The organism is Arthrobacter ginsengisoli (assembly GCF_031456935.1).
Lineage (GTDB): Bacteria > Actinomycetota > Actinomycetes > Actinomycetales > Micrococcaceae > Arthrobacter > Arthrobacter ginsengisoli.
The window spans coordinates 64,866-85,775 of record NZ_JAVDVQ010000002.1; the positions used below are offsets into that span (position 1 = coordinate 64,866).

The 20,910-nt window shown below is 67.5% G+C and carries 19 protein-coding genes and 1 tRNA gene; 16 read left to right on the top strand and 4 right to left on the bottom strand.

All coding sequences use genetic code 11. The features are described from left to right. Positions 1 to 2: 2 nt before the first annotated feature. The 15 genes from J2X01_RS02465 to J2X01_RS02535 all read left to right on the top strand — a co-directional run bounded on the left by J2X01_RS02465 (position 3) and on the right by J2X01_RS02535 (position 15,030). A complete protein-coding gene (locus tag J2X01_RS02465; protein ID WP_310050326.1) occupies positions 3 to 407 on the top strand; it encodes a cytidine deaminase in 405 nt (134 codons plus the stop codon). Further along, positions 404 to 1,726: a thymidine phosphorylase gene (locus J2X01_RS02470; RefSeq protein ID WP_310050328.1), complete on the top strand. Its 1,323-nt coding sequence runs from the start codon at positions 404 to 406 to the stop codon at positions 1,724 to 1,726. Before J2X01_RS02465 ends, J2X01_RS02470 begins: the two co-directional genes overlap by 4 nt. 137 nt (positions 1,727 to 1,863) lie before the next feature. Beyond that, complete coding sequence (locus tag J2X01_RS02475; protein ID WP_310050329.1) at positions 1,864 to 2,499, top strand: DedA family protein; 636 nt, start codon at positions 1,864 to 1,866, stop codon at positions 2,497 to 2,499. 110 nt (positions 2,500 to 2,609) lie between these two features. Beyond that, positions 2,610 to 3,365: a DedA family protein gene (locus tag J2X01_RS02480; protein ID WP_310050331.1), complete on the top strand. Its 756-nt coding sequence runs from the start codon at positions 2,610 to 2,612 to the stop codon at positions 3,363 to 3,365. Between the two features lie 40 nt (positions 3,366 to 3,405). Beyond that, entirely contained in the window at positions 3,406 to 4,557 is a 1,152-nt protein-coding gene (locus J2X01_RS02485) for an adenosine deaminase (RefSeq protein WP_310050333.1), read from the top strand. A 76-nt stretch (positions 4,558 to 4,633) separates the two neighbouring features. Then, positions 4,634 to 5,242 carry a MazG nucleotide pyrophosphohydrolase domain-containing protein gene (locus J2X01_RS02490; protein WP_310050892.1) on the top strand — a complete coding sequence of 203 codons (609 nt, stop codon included), beginning with the start codon at positions 4,634 to 4,636 and terminating at the stop codon, positions 5,240 to 5,242. Positions 5,243 to 5,399: 157 nt separating this feature from the next. Continuing rightward, positions 5,400 to 6,680: a phosphopyruvate hydratase gene (eno, locus tag J2X01_RS02495; RefSeq protein WP_310050334.1), complete on the top strand. Its 1,281-nt coding sequence runs from the start codon at positions 5,400 to 5,402 to the stop codon at positions 6,678 to 6,680. A gap of 190 nt (positions 6,681 to 6,870) precedes the next feature. Then, positions 6,871 to 7,554: an FtsB family cell division protein gene (locus tag J2X01_RS02500; RefSeq protein ID WP_310050335.1), complete on the top strand. Its 684-nt coding sequence runs from the start codon at positions 6,871 to 6,873 to the stop codon at positions 7,552 to 7,554. 64 nt (positions 7,555 to 7,618) lie between these two features. After that, positions 7,619 to 8,350, top strand: a complete 732-nt coding sequence (locus J2X01_RS02505) for a DUF501 domain-containing protein (RefSeq protein ID WP_374724914.1) — start codon at positions 7,619 to 7,621, stop codon at positions 8,348 to 8,350. Continuing rightward, entirely contained in the window at positions 8,347 to 9,294 is a 948-nt protein-coding gene (locus J2X01_RS02510; protein ID WP_310050337.1) for a Ppx/GppA phosphatase family protein, read from the top strand. Before J2X01_RS02505 ends, J2X01_RS02510 begins: the two co-directional genes overlap by 4 nt. A gap of 137 nt (positions 9,295 to 9,431) precedes the next feature. Beyond that, positions 9,432 to 10,832, top strand: a complete 1,401-nt coding sequence (locus J2X01_RS02515) for a S8 family serine peptidase (protein WP_310050339.1) — start codon at positions 9,432 to 9,434, stop codon at positions 10,830 to 10,832. Between the two features lie 38 nt (positions 10,833 to 10,870). Beyond that, positions 10,871 to 12,355, top strand: coding sequence for an NAD(P)/FAD-dependent oxidoreductase (locus J2X01_RS02520; protein WP_310050340.1), 1,485 nt, complete (start codon positions 10,871 to 10,873; stop codon positions 12,353 to 12,355). 85 nt (positions 12,356 to 12,440) lie between these two features. Continuing rightward, positions 12,441 to 13,388 carry an N-acetyltransferase gene (locus tag J2X01_RS02525; RefSeq protein ID WP_310050341.1) on the top strand — a complete coding sequence of 316 codons (948 nt, stop codon included), beginning with the start codon at positions 12,441 to 12,443 and terminating at the stop codon, positions 13,386 to 13,388. A gap of 32 nt (positions 13,389 to 13,420) precedes the next feature. After that, a tRNA-Leu gene (locus tag J2X01_RS02530) sits at positions 13,421 to 13,494 on the top strand. A gap of 177 nt (positions 13,495 to 13,671) precedes the next feature. After that, positions 13,672 to 15,030: an ABC transporter substrate-binding protein gene (locus J2X01_RS02535; protein WP_310050342.1), complete on the top strand. Its 1,359-nt coding sequence runs from the start codon at positions 13,672 to 13,674 to the stop codon at positions 15,028 to 15,030. A gap of 324 nt (positions 15,031 to 15,354) precedes the next feature. Here J2X01_RS02535 and J2X01_RS02540 read toward each other — a convergent pair whose 3' ends face one another. The 4 genes from J2X01_RS02540 to J2X01_RS02555 are packed head-to-tail and all read right to left on the bottom strand — an operon-like array spanning position 15,355 to position 19,468. Further along, a complete protein-coding gene (locus J2X01_RS02540) occupies positions 15,355 to 16,128 on the bottom strand; it encodes an ABC transporter ATP-binding protein (RefSeq protein WP_310050343.1) in 774 nt (257 codons plus the stop codon). Further along, positions 16,125 to 17,210 (bottom strand): ABC transporter ATP-binding protein, encoded by a 1,086-nt coding sequence (locus tag J2X01_RS02545; protein ID WP_310050344.1) that lies wholly within the window; start codon positions 17,208 to 17,210, stop codon positions 16,125 to 16,127. Before J2X01_RS02545 ends, J2X01_RS02540 begins: the two co-directional genes overlap by 4 nt. After that, complete coding sequence (locus J2X01_RS02550) at positions 17,207 to 18,175, bottom strand: branched-chain amino acid ABC transporter permease (protein ID WP_310050346.1); 969 nt, start codon at positions 18,173 to 18,175, stop codon at positions 17,207 to 17,209. The genes J2X01_RS02545 and J2X01_RS02550 overlap by 4 nt, the downstream gene beginning before the upstream one ends. 9 nt (positions 18,176 to 18,184) lie before the next feature. Continuing rightward, the gene (locus J2X01_RS02555) at positions 18,185 to 19,468 is read right to left on the bottom strand and encodes a branched-chain amino acid ABC transporter permease (protein WP_310050347.1); all 1,284 of its coding nucleotides are present in this window, start codon (positions 19,466 to 19,468) and stop codon (positions 18,185 to 18,187) included. Between the two features lie 507 nt (positions 19,469 to 19,975). On the opposite strand from J2X01_RS02555, the gene J2X01_RS02560 reads away from it, so the two are divergent. Then, a complete protein-coding gene (locus J2X01_RS02560) occupies positions 19,976 to 20,884 on the top strand; it encodes a Bax inhibitor-1/YccA family membrane protein (RefSeq protein WP_310050348.1) in 909 nt (302 codons plus the stop codon). Positions 20,885 to 20,910: the final 26 nt, after the last annotated feature.

Below are 20,910 nucleotides of genomic sequence, written 5' to 3' on the forward strand. Positions count from 1 at the left end.
GAATGGACAGCATCGACGTCGACTGGGCAGCGCTCGAAGCCGCTGCGGTCGCCGCCATGGCCAACGCCTACGCACCGTATTCGAAGTTCGCGGTGGGGGCAGCAGCCCTCACCGCGGACGGCCGGATCGTGAGCGGCTGCAATGTCGAAAACGCCAGCTACGGGCTGACCCTGTGCGCCGAATGCACCCTGGTCGGCAACCTGCACATGACCGGGGGAGGCCTGCTCCGCGCCTTCTACTGCGTTGACGCCGGCGGCAACGTCCTGATGCCGTGCGGACGCTGCCGGCAACTGTTGTACGAATTCAGGGCTCCCGACCTGGAGCTCATGACCACCCAGGGAATCAAGACCATGGACCAGGTCCTTCCCGATGCCTTTGGTCCCGAACACCTGGAGGAACCCCGGTGACAGCAACACCCAACCTGACCGAAGCGTTCGACGCCGTGGACATCATCCGCATCAAGCGGGACAAAGGCGTGCTAAGCCCCGCCCAAATCGACTGGACGATCGACGCGTACACCCGCGGCGCGATCGCCGACGAGCAGATGGCCGCCCTGAACATGGCGATCCTGCTCAACGGCATGGACCGTGCCGAGATCTCGCGCTGGACGGCGGCGATGATCGCCTCCGGCGAGCGGATGGACTTCTCCAGCCTGCGCCGGCCCGACGGCAGTGTGAAGCCCACGTCCGACAAGCACTCCACCGGCGGCGTCGGGGATAAGATCACCCTGCCGCTGGCACCCCTGGTGGCGGTCTTCGGCGTTGCCGTACCGCAGCTCTCCGGCCGCGGCCTCGGCCACACCGGCGGCACCCTGGACAAGCTCGAGGCGATCCCGGGCTGGCGCGCCGCGCTCAGCAACGAGGAAATGCTGGCCCAGCTCCAGGACGTCGGTGCGGTCATCTGCGCCGCCGGCGCCGGACTGGCCCCGGCCGACAAGAAGCTCTACGCACTGCGGGACGTCACCGGCACGGTTGAGGCCATTCCGCTGATCGCTTCCTCGATCATGAGCAAGAAGATCGCCGAAGGCACCGGTTCACTGGTGCTGGACGTCAAGGTCGGCAGCGGCGCCTTCATGAAGGACGAGGCCCGCGCCCGCGAACTCGCCGAGACCATGGTGGCCCTGGGCAAGGACGCCGGCGTCAACACCGTCGCCCTGCTCACCAACATGAACACGCCGCTGGGCCTCACCGCGGGCAACGCGATCGAGGTTGAGGAATCGGTGGAGGTCCTCGCGGGCGGCGGCCCGGACGACGTCGTCGAGCTCACGGTCCGGCTCGCGGAGGAAATGCTCGCCTGCGCGGGCGTCCGCGACGCCGACCCCCGCGCGGCGCTCCGCGACGGCCGGGCGATGGACGTCTGGAACCGGATGATCGAGGCGCAGGGCGGGGATCCGCGGGCCGCGCTGCCGGTCGCCCGGGAATCGGACGTGATCTACGCGCCGGCCGACGGCGTGCTGGTGGAACTCGACGCGATGGCCGTCGGCGTCGCAGCCTGGCGCCTCGGCGCCGGGCGGGCGCGCAAGGAGGACCAGGTCCAGGCCGGCGCCGGCGTGCGGATGCACGCCAAGCCCGGAGCCCTGGTCAGGGCCGGCGAGCCGCTGATGACGCTCCTGACGGACACTCCGGAGAAGTTCGAGCGGGCCAGGGATGCCCTCGAACACGCCGTCGTGATTGCCCCGGAAGGCTCCCGCCCGGCGCAGCGGCTCATGATCGACCGGATCGCGTAGCCCCCGCGCTCCGCTTGCCCTGTCACTTATGGTCCCCAACCGTCCCGGTTAGCCGCCACAAGTGACAGGGCAAGCTGCGGCGCGGCCCCGCAGTACACTGGCACGACAGCCGATCTCCCGTTGTTTGATAGGAAACCGTGCAGGCAATCAACGACTTCATCCTGGCCGCCGCAGGGCAACCCTGGGTGCTCATCCTCGTGTTTGCGTGCTGCGTGATTGACGGTTTCTTCCCGCCGATTCCGAGCGAATCCGTCGTCGTCGGACTCGCCGCGGTGGCCGCCACCGCCGACGTCCCCAACCCGGTGCTCCTGGCCGCGGCCGCCGCTGCGGGCGCCTTCCTCGGCGACAACATCGCCTACCTCATCGGCCGCCGCACCGGAACGCAGCGCTGGGCCTGGATGCGGCGTGCCCGCATGCAGCGGGCTTTCCGCTGGGCGGGCGCCGAACTGCGAAAGCGTCCGGCCTCCCTGATCCTCGTCGCGCGGTTCGTGCCGATCGGCCGGGTGGCGGTCAACCTGACGGCCGGCGCCACGCACTTCCCGCGGCCACGCTTCGTCGGGCTGACGGTTCTCTCGGCGCTCATGTGGGCGAGCTATTCCGTCGCGATCGGACTCTTCTTCGGCCAATGGTTTGAAGAGAACCACCTGCTGGGCGTCATCGTCGCCGTGATCTGCGCGATCGGCCTGGGCATCCTGGTGGACCTTGCGATCAGCAGGCTGCGAGGGACACTTCCCGAGGACGCCAAACAGCCCGTTCCGCCTGCGGAGCCGTAGAACGGCAGCCCCGAACAGCGGGAGAATTGTCCGCACGAAACGTGGCGCATCCACTCCGGCCATGGGACACTGAAGAGCGCTTTCGTCACTTTCCAAGGAGCAACTCCCGCGTGGAATTTATCAATGAGGCTATACTCCATGCCGCGGGTCAATGGTGGATTTATCCGATCCTCACCATCTTCTGCTTCATCGACGGTTTCGTGCCGATTCTGCCCAGCGAAACCCTGATCGTCGCACTGGGTGCCCTGTCCGTGACCTCCGGCCAGCCGAACATGTGGTTCGTTATGGCCGCGGCCGCCGTGGGTGCCATCGCCGGCGACAACATGGCCTACCTGCTGGGCCGTCATATCGGCGTCGAACGCTTCCGCTGGATGCGCAAACCCAAGGTCCACCGCGCGCTCAACTGGGCGCGCTATGAACTCGACAAACGCGGCGCCATGCTGATCTTCACCGCCCGCTACATCCCGGTGGGGCGCGTGGCCGTCAACTGGATCGCCGGCACCACCGCCTACCCGCGCCGCCGCTTCGTCATTCTGGACATCTTCGCCTCCATCACCTGGGTGGCGTACTCGGCCGGAGTCGGCATTGTCGCCGGCAACTGGGTCCACGAACACCCGCTGCTCGGCGTCGGCATCGCCATTGCGTTCGCCATCGTGCTGGGCATCGTGATCGACCACCTGCTGACCTGGCTGCACCGCTGGCGCGACACCAGGGGCGCCGCCGCCGCGGCCAGCCGGGCCGCGGCCATGGCGGCCGAAGCCCGGACCGCGCCCACCACGTCCGTGCCCGCCAAATCAACGGCCGCCAACGTGTCGTTGTCCGAGGCCGCTCCCGCCGCTCCGGGGTCCGCCGCGTCCGGCGGCTGACCGGCTGGCATTGCCGGGCGGCCGACCCTAAGGTTGGAACGTGACTGAGATAATTCTTGACGCTGCCCCTGACCTCGAATTCGACCTGAAGGGCCTCCCCAAGGTTTCCCTTCACGACCACCTGGATGGCGGGCTCCGCCCGGCCACCATCATTGAACTTGCGGAGACCGCCGGCCACACGCTGCCCTCCACCGATCCCGTCGCGCTGGGGGAGTGGTTCCGCGAATCCGCCGACTCAGGCTCGCTGGTCCGCTACCTCGAGACCTTCGACCACACGATCGCCGTGATGCAGACCAAGGAAGGCCTGTTCCGCGTCGCCAAGGAATTCGTCGAGGACCTCGCCGACGACGGTGTGGTTTACGGTGAGGTGCGCTGGGCCCCCGAACAGCACCTCCAGCAGGGCCTGAGCCTGGACGAGGCCGTCGACGCGGTGCAGGCCGGCCTTGAAGCCGGTGTCGACGCCGTCGCCGAGACCGGCCGCGACATCCAGGTCGGCCAGCTGATCACCGCGATGCGCCATGCTGACCGCGGCCAGGAAATCGCCGAACTGGCGGTCCGGCACCGCAACAACGGCGCCGTCGGCTTCGACATTGCCGGTGCCGAGGACGGCTTCCTGCCGTCCCGGTTCAAGGACGCCTTCACGTACCTGGCCCAGCACAATTTCCCCGCCACGGTCCACGCCGGCGAAGCCGCCGGGCTCGAAAGCATCCAGTCCGCCCTGGTCGACGGCCGTGCCCTGCGCCTGGGCCACGGCGTCCGGATCGCCGAGGACGTCACCGTTGAATTTGAGGATCACGACGATGCCGAGGGTGACGAGGACGACGACAACATTGGCATGGTGACCCTCGGGGAGCTGGCCAGCTGGGTCCGCGACCGCGGCATCGCCCTGGAGATCTGCCCCTCCTCCAACCTGCAGACCGGAGCCGTCGCCGGCTTCGGCGAGGGAATCGAAAGCCACCCGCTGGACATGCTCTACCAGCTCGGCTTCAACGTCACGATCAACACGGACAACCGGCTGATGAGCGGCGTAACCCTCACGGACGAGTTCGAACTGCTGGTCGAGACCTTCGACTACGACCTCGACGACCTGCTGGAGCTGACGCTGAACGCCGCCGAGGCCGCCTTCCTGCCGCTGGAGGAAAAGGAAGCCCTCGTCGAATACATCAACGAGGCCTACGCCGACCTTGGCTAACGAGGACTCCAATGCGGCGGGCGCGCTGGGCGCGCTGGTCAGCTGCATCGCTGAGCTGCGCGCCCACTGCCCCTGGATGGGTGCCCTCACCCACGAATCCCTCGTGGAGTACCTCCTGGAGGAGGCCTACGAGGTGGCGGAGACCATTGAAACGGCCGGCGGCGACGCGGATTTGAAAGCCGAACTGGGCGACGTCCTGCTCCAGGTGGTCCTCCATGCCCGGCTCGCCCAGGAGCGCAGCGCCTTCGACCTCGACGACGTCGCCCGCGGCCTCACCGCCAAGATGATCCGGCGCAACCCGCACGTGTTCCGACCCGACGGGTCACTGCAGGAGTCCTTTCCGGCGACGGTGGAGGAAATCGTGCAGAAATGGGACGCCGTCAAGCGCTCGGAGCAGGTCCTGCACTCCGGGCTCCCGCCCACCGGCCACCAGGGTCCCCTCGCGGGCGTCCCCGCCGCGCTGCCGGCGCTGGCGCGGGCCCAAAAGCTCCTGGACCGCGCCGAACGCGCAGGACTTCCGGCGTCCACCGTGCCGGTCGACGTCCCGTCCTCGGAAGAGGACCTCGGGGACCTGCTTTTCGCGGTCGCCGCTGCCGCCCGGGCCCGGGGGCTCGATGCCGAACGCGCCCTGCGCGGCGCCAACCGCCGCTTCCAGTCGAGCCAGGCGCCGGCGTCGTCCCCGTGATCCGCCAAAAATGACGTCCGGTACGGGATAGGTTTCTGTAACCTGTCCCACTCTGGACTAGGCTGGGTCGCGACGGGGACGTCGGTTTGTCAGCATGATCCCAGCCTGATTTCCCATCAGATTCCCAGCAAATCGCTTCACCCAAAGGAGCCTATCCATGGCGCTTATCGATGCCATCCACGCCCGCGAGATCCTCGATTCCCGTGGCAACCCCACCGTAGAAGTTGAAGTCCTGCTCTCGGACGGCCAGATCGGCCGCGCGGCTGTTCCCTCCGGAGCCTCCACCGGCGAGCACGAAGCCGTTGAACTCCGCGACGGCGACAAGGGCCGTTACCTGGGCAAAGGCGTCCAGAAGGCCGTCGACGCGGTCATCGACCAGATCGCCCCGGCCCTGATCGGTTTCGACGCCACGGACCAGCGCAGCATCGACCAGTCGATGATCGACCTGGACGGAACCGCCAACAAGAGCAAGCTCGGCGCCAACGCCATCCTGGGCGTGTCCCTGGCCGTCGCCAACGCGGCCGCTGCCTCCGCCGACCTGCCGCTCTACAAGTACCTCGGCGGACCGAACGCCCACGTCCTGCCCGTACCGCTGATGAACATCCTCAACGGCGGCTCGCACGCGGACTCCGACGTCGACATCCAGGAATTCATGGTTGTCCCGCTGGGCGCAGAGACCTTTTCCGAAGGCCTGCGCTGGGGCGTCGAGGTCTACCACGCGCTCAAGGCCGTCCTGCAGGCCAAGGGCCTGTCCACCGGCCTCGGCGACGAAGGCGGCTTCGCGCCGAACCTGCCGTCCAACCGCGCGGCCCTGGACCTCATCCAGGAAGCCATCCGGAACGCCGGCTACACCCCGGGCCAGGACATCGCCCTCGCCCTGGACGTCGCCTCCTCCGAGTTCTTCAAGGACGGCGCCTACCAGTTCGAAGGCAAGTCGCTCAGCTCCTCCGAGATGAGCGCCTACTACGCCGAGCTCGTGGCCGACTACCCGCTGGTGTCCATCGAGGACCCGCTGGACGAAAACGACTGGGAGGGCTGGAAGACCCTCACCGACGCCATCGGCGACAAGGTCCAGATTGTTGGCGATGATCTCTTCGTCACGAACCCGGAGCGCCTGCAGACCGGCATCGAGTCGAAGACCGCCAACTCGCTGCTCGTGAAGGTCAACCAGATCGGTTCCCTGACCGAAACCCTGGATGCCGTCTCCCTCGCCCAGCGCGCGGGTTACACGACCATCACCTCACACCGCTCCGGCGAGACCGAGGACACCACGATCGCTGACATCTCCGTTGCCACCAACGCGGGCCAGATCAAGACCGGTGCCCCGGCCCGTTCCGAGCGCGTTGCCAAGTACAACCAGCTGCTGCGCATCGAAGAGGAACTCGACGACGCCGCACGCTACGCCGGCCGCAGCGCCTTCCCGCGTTTCAACGGCTAGTAACAGCAGGAACCGCGAACCGGTGGCTATGGTGGAAAGACCATGGCCACCGGTTCCTTTTTGGCACCTCCTTTTTGGCGCGTGCCGAGGCCGCCCAGGCGGCTCCGTGCCGGTGCCCTGCCCCGGCCACGGGGATCAGCACTGAACGCAGCAAGCCAGCCGGGTGCGAACCTGGCATTACAGGAGTGACATGGCTACCCGCCGACCCAAGGTTCCCCGGGCCACGCCTGCGGCCCCGAAGTCTCCGGACACCGGCGACGGCGGCGACGTCATCCGGGCTGATTTCGGCGCTTCCCGGGATGCCCCGCCCCACGCGGCGCCGTCCCACACGGCCCCGTCCCACGGCGGCAAGGCCGCAACAGCACCGGCCGCTGCCGGCAAGAACACTCCGGCGTCAGGCACTCCGGCGTCCGGCACTGGGGCGTCCGGCACGGCCAAACCGTCCATGGGCCACACCGCGGCGGCGGACGGGCACATCGACCCGGTTCCCGCCAAGGCGTTCTCCGGCCGCATGCTGGCATTGTTCGTTGTCATGATTGCCATCACCATCATGCTGGCTCCCACGGTCAAGATTTTCTTCGAAAAGCGCGCCGAAATCGCCGCGCTGGAGGCCGACATCTCGGCCAAAGAGTCCCAGCAGGACGATCTGCGCCGCCAGGTCTCCCGGTGGCAGGATCCCAACTACGTGAAGCAGCAGGCCCGCGACCGCATTAACATGGTTATGCCCGGCGAGACGGGCTACTGGGTCTTCGGCAGCGATCTGCCGGCCGGAGCCTCCGGTGGCGCGGCCGGTGCAGGATCACAACAAGACCCGGCCGAGCTGCCCTGGGTGGACTCCCTCTGGGAGTCCATCCGTCGCTCGGCAACAGACTAAGACGCGGCGCCCGCCGCAGGATTGTCCGCCGGACAAGCCAGACAGGGCAGGAAGGTGCCGCCCCGTGGACGAGAACCGAGTGGACGAGAACCTGACGGCAGTGAACCCGGGCACCCCGGAGACGGCCCGCTCCGCGGAGGAATCCCGCCGGCCCTCGCCCCGCGACCTCGATGTCCTGAGCCGGCAGCTGGGACGCCCGGTGCGCGACGTCGTCGAAATCCCCGCCCGCTGCGTCTGCGGTAACCCGCTGGTCGCGGCCACGTCGCCGCGGCTGAGCAACGGCACACCTTTCCCCACGACCTTCTACCTGACGCACCCGGTCATCACCTCGGCGGTGTCGCGGCTGGAAGCGGCGGGCCTGATGACCGAGATGAACGAACGGCTCGGAGCCGACCCGGCACTGGCGGCAGAATACCGCGCCGCGCACGAGGCCTACCTGGCCTCCCGTGCGGAGATCGGGGCCAGATCCGGCATCGGAGCGGTACCGGAAATTGCCGGGATCTCCGCGGGCGGCATGCCCACCCGCGTCAAATGCCTGCACGTCCTGGTGGGCCATTCGCTCGCCGCCGGACCGGGAGTGAACCCGCTCGGCGACGCGGCCCTCGCGGCCATCGGCGAATGGTGGACGAAGGACCGCTGCTACTGCGACGGCGCCTGGGACACCGGCGGCGAGGCCCCGTCGAAGGACCTCAGCCGGCACGGCCCGCAGGGACTTCCGGAGATCGTGGGCCGGCCGGCCCCGGTCCGGAAGACGCACACCGACGATCCCGGCCACACCAGCGGAGCCGGCCAGTGACCCGCGTGGCCGCCGTCGACTGCGGCACCAACTCGATCCGCCTGCTCATCGCCGATGTGGCCGCGGACGGCGCCGCCCCCCGGCTCGCCGACGTCGTGCGCGAAATGCGCGTGGTCCGGCTCGGCCAGGGGGTGGACGCCACCGGCGAACTCGCCCAGGAGGCGCTGGACCGGACCTTCGCCGCCGCCGCGGACTACGCCGGCCAGATCCGCCGGCACGGGGCCACCAAGGTCCGCTTCGTCGCGACCTCCGCCACCCGTGACGCCCGCAACCGGCAGGACTTTGTCGACGGTATCCGCGAGCTCCTCGGCGTCGAACCCGAAGTCATCACGGGGGACGAGGAAGCCGCACTGTCCTTCGCCGGGGCGAGCAGTGTGCTGCCCTCCCGCGGTGCGGACCCGGTCCTCGTGGTCGACCTCGGCGGCGGCAGCACCGAGTTCGTCCTGGGCAACGCCGACGGCGTCATCGCCGCCAAATCCGTCGACATCGGCTGTGTCCGGATGACCGAACGCCACCTGCGCAGCGACCCGCCGACAGCCGAACAGATCGCCGCCGCCGAGGCGGACGTCGATGCGGCCATCGACGCCGCGGCCCGGACCGTCCCGCTGGAGCGCAGTACCGCCGTCGTCGGGGTGGCCGGTTCCATCACCACCATCACCGCCCACGCGCTCCACTTGCCGGAGTACTCCGCCGCGGCGATCCACGGCACCGAACTGCCTCTGGAGGACGTGCGCCGGGCCTGCTCCGAGCTGCTGGCGATGTCCCACGCGGAACGGGCCGCCCTGCCGTACATGCACCCGGGCCGGGTGGATGTGATCGGGGCGGGGGCCCTGGTCTGGCGGCGGGTCCTGGACCGGCTGGCCCGGGACACCGGCCTCAGGGTCACGACGGCCGTCACGAGCGAACACGATATTCTTGACGGAATTGCCCTGAGTATCAGCTAGGCCGCAGGCCGCCCGGACCGGGTGGCCGCCGGACGCCCCGCCGGCCGGCGCCCCGAAATTCCCGCCCGGATCCCTCCCGGCGTTCCGCAGCGCCACCGATCCGCAGCACCCCAGCTGTCCCGCCGATAGGACCTAAAATGACCAGAGCAACAGCCCGGCGCCGCCGGACCGCCTCCGCGTTGATGGCCTTGGCCCTGGCAGGCGGCACCCTGGCCGCCGGCGTGACCGCCGCCCCGGCGGCGCACGCCGACGCATGGCGCGACAAGGAATACTGGCTCGCCGAATCCGGCATCACCAAAGCCTGGGAAGTATCCAAGGGCGCCAACGTCAAGGTCGCCGTGATCGACAGCGGCGTGGACGGCCAGCACCCTGACCTCGCCGGAGTGCTGGCCGGCGGCGTCGACGTCTCCGGCGCCGGCAGCCCGGACGGCCAGAAAAGCATCGGAGCGAAGCCCGAGCACGGAACCCTCGTCGCCACCATGCTGGCCGGCCGCGGCCACCAGCCCGCCGATGCGACGGCAACGCCCAGTCCCAGTGCCGGGCCCTCCGCCGGCCCGGGCGCCGGCCCGGACGGGATCGTCGGGGTGGCACCGGAGGCCCAGCTGCTGTCCGTCTCCACCTGGCTCGGCTCGGCCAACCCCGGCGGCAAGAGCGACCAGGACCAGATACCCCAGGCCGTCCGCTGGGCCGTCGACAACGGCGCCCGCGTCATCAACATCTCCCTCGGCAGCACCTCACCGGAATGGCCGCAGAGCTGGGACGCTGCCTTCCTCTACGCCGAGCAGAAGGACGTGGTGATCGTCGCCGCCGCGGGCAACCGCGGGGGAGGCAACATCCAGGTCGGAGCCCCGGCCACCATCCCCGGCGTGCTGACCGTCGCCGGGCTGGACCGCAACGGAACCGCCAGCATCGATTCCTCCTCCCAGGGCATCAGCATCGGCGTCGCGGCCCCGGCCGAAAACCTGATCGGCGGGATGCCCGGCGGCGGCTACGCGGACTGGGCAGGCACCTCGGGCGCCACGCCGATTGTGGCCGGCGTCGCTGCCCTGATCCGTTCCAAATGGCCGGAAATGACGGCCAGCCAGGTCGTCAACAGGATCGTCAGCACCGCGAAGGACGCCGGCGCCCCGGGGAAGGACCCACTCTACGGTTTCGGGGTGCTCGACGCCGAGGCCGCACTCAAAGCGGACGTGGCCGAAACCCGGACCAATCCGCTGGGGTCGATTTCTGACTGGATCCGGGTGCACCGGCGGGGAAACCTGGCCACGTCGCCGGCCGCCGCCGCGGCGACCCCCTCCAGCGCGGCACCCACCCTGCCCGAGGCCACCGTCCCGGTCGCGGAGCCCCCGTCAGAGCTGGACGGGGCCGTGCCGGCCCTGGTGGTGCTGGGCTTCGGCGGATTGTTCCTGTGCATCCTCGGCGCCGCCGTCTTCCAGCTCCGCCGTGCGGCCCGCCTGGCCTCAGCGGAAGGCCCCGACGGCCCCCGGAATCCGGACGCCGGAGTGCGGGATTCGGTGAATTCCGGCGGAAAACCCTAGTTAGTGAAGTTTTTCACAAAGTACTGTATTCTTGGGGAATGGCATCCTCCCCTCAGCTCCAGGACCGTCCCCGGGTACTCGTCGTCGGCGGCGGGTACGTCGGCCTGTACGTAGCCCTCAAACTGCAGAAGAAGATCGCGAATGCCGGTGGCATCGTCACGGTCGTTGATCCCCTGCCCTACATGACCTACCAGCCCTTCCTTCCCGAAGTTGCCGGCGGCAACATCGAGGCACGCCACGCCGTCGTCTCGCACCGCCAGCACCTCAAGCAGACCGAACTGATCCAGGGCCGCGTCACCTCGATCGACCACGTAAACCGCACAGCCGTCGTTGCCCCGGCCGACGGCGGCGAGAACTTCGAGCTCCCCTACTTCGACGTCGTGGTGGCCGCGGGCGCGATCACCCGGACGTTCCCGATCAAGGGACTCGCGGACAAGGGCATTGGACTCAAGACCATCGAGGAGGCCGTTGCCCTGCGCAACAAGGTCCTCGACCGGATCGAAGCCGGGTCGCTCATGACTGATCCGGCCGAGCGCGCCCGCGCCCTGACCTTCGTGGTGGTCGGCGGCGGCTTCGCCGGCATCGAGTGCATCACCGAAATGGAAGACCTCGCCCGCGCTGCGGTCAAGAACAACCCCCGCGTCAAGCAGGAGGAAGTCCGCTTCGTCCTGGTTGAGGCCATGGGCCGCATCATGCCCGAGGTCACCGCCAGCCAGGCCGAATGGGTCGTGGAGCACCTGCGCAGCCGCGGCATCGAGGTCCTGCTCAACACCTCGCTGGACAGCGCCGAAGGCTCCCTGAAGCTGATCAACCTGCCGGACAAGACCCCGGCCCAGGAATTCCAGGCCGACACCCTGGTCTGGACTGCCGGTGTGCAGGCCAACCCGATGGTCCGCTCCACCGACTTCCCGCTCGAGCCGCGCGGCCGCGTCCGTGTCCTCGCGGACCTGCGCATCGCCGGCGACGAAGGCATCATCGACAACGCCTGGTCTGCCGGCGACGTTGCGGCGGTTCCGGACCTCACGGGCAACGGCCTGCCGGACGGCACCTGCGTCCCGAACGCCCAGCATGCGCTGCGCCAGGCCAAGCTCCTCGCCAAGAACCTGTGGGCCTCCCGCTGGGACAAGCCGCTCAAGGACTACAAGCACAAGAACCTTGGCGCCGTCGCCGGTTTCGGCGAGTGGAAGGGTGTGGCCAACATCAACCTGCTGGGCCGCATCGGCCTCAAGGGCCCGCTGGCCTGGCTGGCACACCGCGGCTACCACGGCCTGGCCATGCCGACCGTGGAACGCAAGATCCGGGTCATCTTCGGCTGGATCCTGGCCTTCTTCATGGGCCGCGACACCACGCAGCTGATCGACCTGGACAACCCGCGCGGCGCCTTCGTGGCCGCCGCGGCGCCGGCCCCGAAGCCGGCTGCGGCTCCGGCAGCTCCCGCGGCGCCCGCGGCTCCGGCTTCGAAGCCGGCAGCGGAGTCCAGCACGGCGGCAGCCAGGCAAGCAGTCCCGGCTGACTCCAAGTAGCCCGCAGCAGTCTTCGACGGCGGCTGTTCCCCTGCCGGGGGAGCGGCCGCCGTCGGCGTTAAGCCGCCGAGCCTAGACTGGCACAATGACCGCTGAAAAGGACCTCCACACCCTGCTGGCCACACTGCACCCGGAAATCCGGGCCGGCGAGTTCGTCTACGTGCTCTGGCCGCACGGCCGGCCCCTCGCCGGGGCCATCGCGGCCGCCGTCCGCGAAGCCGAGGGGCTGACGGTCGTGTTGCCGCGGACTGAAGCGGACAGCCTTGGCCTGAGATACGACTTTGTCGGCGCCTGGATCACCCTCCAGGTGCACTCTCCGCTCGAAGCTGTCGGCCTGACCGCAGCCGTCAGCGCCGCCCTCACTGAGGCCAAAATCAGCTGCAATGTCCTCGCAGGGTTCCACCACGACCACCTCCTGGTCCCGGTCGCGGACGCCGACCGGGCGCTCGAGGTGCTGCACGAGCTGGCCGCGGAGCACGGGGACCACAAGCCCGCCCCGGAGCTGGTGCTGCGCGGCGAACAGCCCGCGGACCGGCCCGCCCTCCTCGCCCTGACCGCCGCGGCCTTTGCCGTCTCCCCGGTCACCGGGCAGCCGGTCGAGGGCGAGCCCGAAGAGGTGCCGCTCCTGGCTGCGCTCTTTGACTGCGAGGAATACCTGCCGGACTTCAGCATCGTCGCGGAGCTGGACGGGAAGATCGTCGGGCACGTGATCAGCACCCGCGGCCGGGTGGGGGAGCTGGAGCTGCTGGGCCTCGGACCCATCGGTGTGGTGCCGCGCCTGCAGCGCCACGGCATCGGCAGCGCGCTGATGAAGGAAACGATTGCGCGCGCCAACGCCGCGGGGGAACGCGGCATCGCTCTGCTGGGGGATCCCGGGTACTACTCGCGGTTCGGCTTCGTAGCATCGACGTCCCTCGGCGTCGAGGCCCCTGACCCGGCCTGGGGCCTGCACTTCCAGCTGCTTCCCCTGGCCGTCTGGCCGGGCGGCGTGAGCGGAATCTTCCAGTACGCCGGGCCGTTCGGCAGCGCGTAGCCGGCGCCCCGACGGGATACCATGGACCGGGCGCCCCAGTAGCCCAATTGGCAGAGGCAGCGGACTTAAAATCCGCGTGTTGTGGGTTCGAGTCCCACCTGGGGCACACTTCGTGGTGTCCGCCGGCCCGGCGGGCAGATTTCCTCTATGCAACGAGTGTTATAAGGATGTGACCGTAGTCACTTTGGATCGGGCCGGAATTGCACTAGCTTGAAGTTAAATCAGGAACACCTGATCTTTCGCATCAAAGGCCGTTCGCACCTTTAGATCGAGGAGATTGTAAATGACTTCACTCCCCCAGGTGGCACCCCGCGTCGCTAAGCTGACCGCGCTCAGCATCGGCGTCGCCCTTCTGGCTACGGCATGTGGTGGCTCGTCCACCCCGACGACGACCGGAACCGGATCCGCGTCCGCCAACGCCGCAGGCATCGCCTGCCCGGCGCCGAGCGCAGGTGCCGGGCAGGGCACCACAGCCGCCAGCAACGCCGGTACGATCCCGGCTTCCAGCACCACCACTGACACCCCGCTGAAGATCGGCTCGCTGCTGCCGACCACCGGGTCGCTGGCCTTCCTCGGCCCGCCCGAAATCGCCGGTGTCAACCTCGGCATCAAGGAAATCAACGACGCCGGCGGTGTGCTCGGCAAGCCGGTGGAGGTCATCCACCGCGACTCCGGTGACACCAAGACCGACATCGCCACGCAGTCCACGACGGCATTGCTGGGCCAGGGTGTCGGAGCCATTGTCGGTGCCGCATCCTCAGGTGTTTCCAAGACCGTGATCAACCAGATCACCGGTGCAGGCGTTGTCCAGTTCTCCCCGGCCAACACCTCGCCGGACTTCACCGCGTGGGACGACAAGGGCCTCTACTGGCGCACCGCCCCCTCGGACGTGCTCCAGGGCAAAGTCCTCGGCAACTACATGGCCACCTGCGGCGCCCAGACCGTTGGCATGATCGTACTGAACGACGCCTACGGAACGGGCCTCGCGAAGAACGTGAAGTCGGCGTTTGAGGCAGCGGGCGGCAAGGTCGTTGCAGAGGAACTCTTCAACGAAGGCGATTCCCAGTTCAGCAGCCAGGTTGACAAGGTCATCGCCGCGAAGCCGGATGCCATCGCCCTGATCACCTTCGACCAGGCCAAGAGCATCGTGCCGCTGATGACCGGCAAGGGCGTCAAGCCCACCCAGATGTTCATGGTGGACGGCAACATGTCCGACTACAGCAAGGACTTCCAGGCAGGCACGCTGAAGGGCGCCCAGGGCACCATCCCGGGTACCTTCGCCAAGGAGGACTTCAAGAAGAAGCTCCTCGCCATCGATCCCGCGCTGAAGGACTACAGCTACGCAGGCGAGTCCTACGACGCCGTGAACCTGATCGCGCTGGCCTCCGAAGCCGCCAAGAGCACCAAGGGCGTCGACATCGCCACCCAGCTCAAGGCAGTCTCCGAATCCGGCGAAAAGTGCAGCGACTTCCCGTCCTGCATCGCCCTGCTCCGCAACGGCAAGGACATCGACTACGACGGCCAGTCCGGCCCCGTATCGTTCTCCGACGCCGGTGACCCGACGGAAGCCTACATCGGGATCTACGAGTTCCAGGATGACAACACCTACAAGGCATCCAAGGAAGAGTTCGGCAAGCTCTAAGCCGGCAGCACCCTAGCTACACGAGACCCCCGTCCCCGGACGGGGGTCTTTTGCGTGCGGCGCCGCGTCAGGGCCTGGGCGTCATGTGCGGCGCCGCGTCGGGTCTGGGCGTCACGTGCGGCAGGCTATTGGGCCGCGCCCCGGTGGCCGACGACGGGAATCCGGCCCCGCGTCCCGGTGGCCAGGCCAAAACCCTGCGCCGGGTGACGCCGTCGTCGTTCTGCCGGGGGAGTCCGGTGGGCATGCCCCATGGAAGCAGGCCGGGCACGCAGCAGGGCCGCCACCGGCTGGTGACGGCCCTGCTGTTCCGGTAGTGCGGGGGAGCTACTCGACCGTATCCGCCAGGGTGCCCAGATACAGCTGGATGACCTTGGGGTCCTTCATGAGCTCCCGGCCGGTGCCGGTGTACGCGTCCTTGCCCTGGTCCAGGACGTAGCCGCGGTCACAGATCTGCAGGCAACGCCGGGCGTTCTGCTCGACCATGATGACCGAGACACCTGCGCGGTTGATCTCGTGGACCCGCAGGAAGGTCTCATCCTGCTTGACCGGGGAGAGGCCGGCGGAGGGCTCGTCGAGCAGCAGCACGGCCGGATCCATCATGAGGGCCCGTCCCATCGCAACCATCTGGCGTTCGCCGCCGGAGAGCGAGCCGGCCCGCTGCGCGCGCCGCTTGCCGAGCTCCGGGAACAGTTCGGTGACGAAGTCGAACCGTTCGGCGAAGTCCTTGGGCCGCTGGAACATGCCCATCTGCAGGTTTTCCTCGATGGTCAGGGCGGCGAACACGTTGTTGTTCTGCGGCACGAAGCCGACACCCTTGCTGACGAGCTTGTTGGCCTTGAGCCCGGTGATGTCCTGCCCGCGGACCACCACCGAGCCGGAGTGGACTTTGACCAGGCCGAACATGGCCTTCAACAGCGTGGACTTGCCGGCGCCGTTGGGGCCGATGATGCCGATCAGCTCACCCTTGCGGGCTTCGATGCTGCAGCCGTTGAGGATATTGACGCCGGGGATGTAGCCGGCCACCAGATCGGTGACCTTCACGACCGAGTCGCCGTCGAAGGCGGGCTGGGCGGCCCGTGCCGCGCTGGTGGCGCTCATTCTGTATCCTTCTCTGTGCGGTTCGGCTCTTCGGTGCGGTTCGGCTCGCCGGCGCTGCGGCGGCCACGCGTCGTCCCGTTCGTCGCCGCTTCCTCCGCCTCAGTGGCGAGGACGTCGGCGGAGATGATGCCGGCGTTTTCAGTGCCGACAATCGATTCCTCGTCGGCGACCAGCTCCGCGGCCAGTTCCTTGATGCCCTCCGCGTCGCCGAGATCCACGTCGTGGTGGGCGCCGAGGTAGGCGTCGATCACGGCGGGGTTCTTCATGACGTCGGCGGGAGGCCCTTCGGCCACGATCTTGCCTTCTGCCATCACGACCACCCAGTCGGCGATGTGGCGGACCATGTTCATGTCGTGCTCGACGAACAAGACGGTCATGCCCTCGGCCTTGAGGTTCTTGATGTGGTCCAGCAGAGACTGCGTCAGCGCCGGGTTGACGCCGGCCATCGGCTCGTCGAGCATGACCAGCTTGGGCCGCACCATAAGGGAGCGGGCCATTTCCAGCAGCTTGCGCTGCCCGCCGGACAGCGACGCCGCGTAGTCGTCCTTCTTGGCGTCCAGCTTGAACTTCGCCAGCAGCACGTCGGCTTCTGCGGTGATCTTCTTTTCCTGGCCGCCCCAGATGCCCTTGAACAGGGCCTTGGACAGCCGTTCGCCGGACTGACTGGAGGCGCCGAGGCGCATGTTCTCCAAAACGGTGAGCTTGCCCATGACCTTGGTGAGCTGGAACGTGCGCACCATGCCCATCCGGGCAACCTTGTACGAGGAGACGCCGGCGATGTTGTTGCCCTCGAACTGCCATGTACCCGAGTTCGGGGTGTCGAAGCCCGTGAGCAGGTTGAACAACGTGGTCTTGCCGGCGCCGTTGGGGCCGATCAGTGCCGTGATCTTGTGCCGCGGGATCTCGAGGTACTCGACGTCGACGGCGTTGATGCCGCCGAAGCTGCGGGTGACGTTTTCCGCCACCACGATCGGGTCGCGCTTCTTGCAGCCGGGAACGGCCTCGCCGACGGCGATCGGCCGTGTGTCCGTCATGTAGTCAATTTCTTCGGACGTGCGGGGTTCTTCGCTCTGCGTGCTCATGCGAACGCCAGCTCCTTCTTATTGCCGAGGACACCCTGGGGCCTGAAGATCATCAGCAGCATCAGCGCGACACCCACCAGGATGTAACGCAGCTGGCCGGCCTGGACAGTGTTCAGCCAGGTGATGGCGCCGGATTCGATCAGGCCGTAGAGGATGCCTTGTGTGAGGGACAGCACGACCCAGAAGATCATGGCGCCGACGACGGGCCCCAGCACCGTGCCGAGGCCGCCGAGCAGCAGGCAGGTGTAGAGGAAGAACGTCAGCTCGGTGCCGTAGTTCGCCGGCTGGACCGCGCCGCGGGGGAGGGTGAAGATCATGCCCGCCAGGGCGCCGAGCACACCACCGATGATGAGGGCCTGCATCTTATAGGCGTACACGTTCTTGCCGAGCGAGCGGACGGCGTTCTCATCTTCTCGGATGCCCTTGAGGACACGGCCCCACGGGCTGCGCATCAGCAGCCACACCAGGGTGCAGAACAGGGCCACAACAGCCCAGGCCACGACCCTGATGAAGAAGTCGCGGTTGTTCATTCCCATGTAGGAACCCGGAGGGAACGGATTCATGGCGTAGAAGTCACCCTCGAACGCGGCGAGGCCGTTGGCCGAACCTGTGATGGCGGTCAGCTGGTTGGTGGTGACGATGTAGCGCACGATTTCCGCCGCCGCGATCGTGACGATGGCCAGATAGTCGGCCCGCAGCCGGAGGGTGGGGATACCCAGCAGCAAAGCGAAGATGGCCGAGCAGACCACCGCGATCAGCAGACCGACGAAGAACGGAACGCCGAACGTCAGGGTGGAGATGGCGAAGCCGTAGGCCCCCACCGCCATAAAGCCGGCCTGGCCGAAGTTCAGCAGGCCGGTGTAGCCGAAGTGAACCGCGAGGCCGAGGGTGGCCAGGGCATAGGCCGCCGTTGTGGGGCTGAACAGTTCACCGGCAGCGCTGGAAAATATGAATCCGAAGTCCATGGCTGTCTCCTATCCCACGCGCTCGCGCCGGCCCAAGATACCTTGGGGCCGAATCAGAAGGACAATAATCATGATGAACAGTGCTCCCACGTACTTGAGGTCGGCGGCGAGGCCGAACACGGTGGTCAGCTCCACGAAGATGCCGACGATGAGGGATCCGATCAAGGCACCCCAGACTGTGCCGAGGCCGCCGAGGGTGACGCTGGCGAAGATGAGCAGCAGGATCTGCGAGCCCATGTCGAAGGTGACGCCGGGCCGGTAGTAGGCCCAGAGGATGCCGCCGAGGGCGGCGAGCATGCCGCCGACCACCCAGACGATCCGGATGACGGAGTCGACGTCGATGCCGGAGGCTGCGGCCAGCGCCGGGTTGTCGGCCACGGCGCGGGTGGCCTTGCCGAGGCGGGTCTTGAGCAGGACGATGCCGAGGAGGGCGATGACGACGGCGCTGATGATCAGGGACAAGAGGTTGTTCGGGGAGATAGAGATCGGGCCGATCACGATTTCCACGCTCTGGGCGAACGGCAGCTGCTGGGTGGCGCCGCCGAAGAAGAACTGGATGATGTAGCGGACGGCCAGTGCGAGGCCGATGCTGACGATCATCATCGGCACCAGGCCGGTTCCGCGGCGCCGGAGCGGCTTCCACAGGCCGGCGTCCTGGACATAGCCGAACAATCCTCCGCCGACTATGGCGAGCAGGATGGCCAGCCAGAACGGGAGGTTCATGGCGTTGAAGGCAAAGACCAGGACTGCGCCGAGGGTCACCATCTCGCCGTGGGCGAAGTTGGTCAGGCCGGTGGTGCCGAAGATCAGCGACAAACCGACGGAGGCGAGGGCGAGCAGGAGGCCGAAGCTGAGGCCTGCTACGAGCCGGTTGATCAGGTTCTGGCCGAAGTCCTGTTGCTGGACGACGATGCCTTCGCCGAAGGCGAAAATCACCGAGAGGTTGGACGTCTGGCTGAAGGTGACTTCGCGGGGGTTTTCCTGGCCGTCGGCGAGTTTGATGCCCTCCGGAAGGGTGGACTCATCAAGCTCGACCACGTAGGTCCCCTGGGTGGGCACTCCGATGGTCCAGGCGCCGTTGGCGCCGGACTTGGTGGTTCCGGTGAAGTCCCCGCTCTTGGCAGTGATGGTGACGTCAGGGATCGGCGCGCGGTCATCGCCGCGCAGGAATCCGCTGATGCTGTTCTGGAACGTGGTGGCCGACGGGGATGGTGTCGGCGAGGGGCTCGTGGCCTGTGACGCCGGCGCGAGGATCAGCAGTAGCGCGGCCACGGCGGCAAAAACAGCCCCCACAGCTTTCAGCAATCTGCCGCGCCGTCGCTGCGACAGGCCTCTCGGTGTGCTTCTCAAAATGAAACCTCCACATGGGGGTGGTGTGGGTGCGCCCTTGCAACCACTGCGAACGGTCAGGGTGACGAGACGTCGTGCCTCGGGCGATGCGGTGGAGCTGTGGAGCTTGTGATATCCGTCACCCTGTTTGGCCCATGTTACAGCCCGCCAGAGGCAATGAATGCTGTCGCGAGCAGGGAGAACGTCGCGATCGGATAACAACCGTGAAGCCCGGATAGGCTAGTGATTTACCGGAGCTAAAGTAAACTTTTGTTGTTCCTGAGTATGCCTAAACAGTCGGTCCGCGCCGCATGGTGCGGGGCCCGGGAACGTGGCCGGGAGGTCACGGTTGGGTTGCGGCAGGTGCGGGCGGGGAACTAACCCTGCCCGTCAGGTGTTGAAATTGGTAGCGTGTTGTCACCAGACACGTACCGTTCAGCACTCACGCCCTTTTATTGGAGGACACCCGCAATGGCACATGGCGGAAACCCCGTCTTCAACGGAAAGAACTTCCGTGGAGCAACCCAGGCACCGCCTGCCCCGCAGGCTTACGGCCAGAACAGCTACGGCCAGCCCCAGTACGGCCAGGCCCAGTACGGCCAGGCCCAGACCGGCTGGAACCCTGCCCAGCAGGGGATGACCCAGAACCAGCTTCAGGACATGTACAACCGGCCGGCTGCCGGACCTGCCGACACCGGACGCATGACCTTTGACGATGTCATCATGAAGACCGCGGCCTGCCTCGTCGCCGTTGTCGCCGGTGCCGCCGTCACCCTCGTGGTGGCAGAGGGCCTGGCGTACATGCTGATGATCGTCGGCGCGCTGGGCGGCTTCGTCCTCGCCCTCGTCAACACCTTCAAGAAGCAGCCCTCGCCGGCTCTTATCCTGGCCTACGCCGCGCTTGAGGGTCTTTTCCTCGGCGGCCTCACCCGGATCCTCGACGCCATATACCCGGGCGTCGGCCTGCAGGCTGTGATCGGCACTCTGTCTGTCTTCGCCGTGACCCTCGTGCTCTTCAAGAGCGGCAAGGTCCGGGCCACCCCGAAGGCCATGCGGTTCTTCATGATCGCCATGATCGGCTACGCCGTCTTCGCGCTGATCAACATGGTCATGATGTGGACCGGCGCTGTTGATTCCCCGTTCGGCCTGCGCACAAGCGTGGAGATCTTCGGGATCCCGCTGGGTGTCTTCATCGGCCTGCTCGCGATCGGCCTCGCCGCCTTCTCCCTGATCATGGACTTCACCAGCATCGAAGCCGGTGTCCGGGCCGGCGCCCCGCAGCGCTTCTCCTGGACCGCGGCGTTCGGCCTGACCGTGACGCTGGTGTGGCTCTACGTAGAGATCATCCGGCTGCTGGCCATCCTGCGTGGCAGCGACTAACACCGCCGCTTACCGGGAAAGAAATA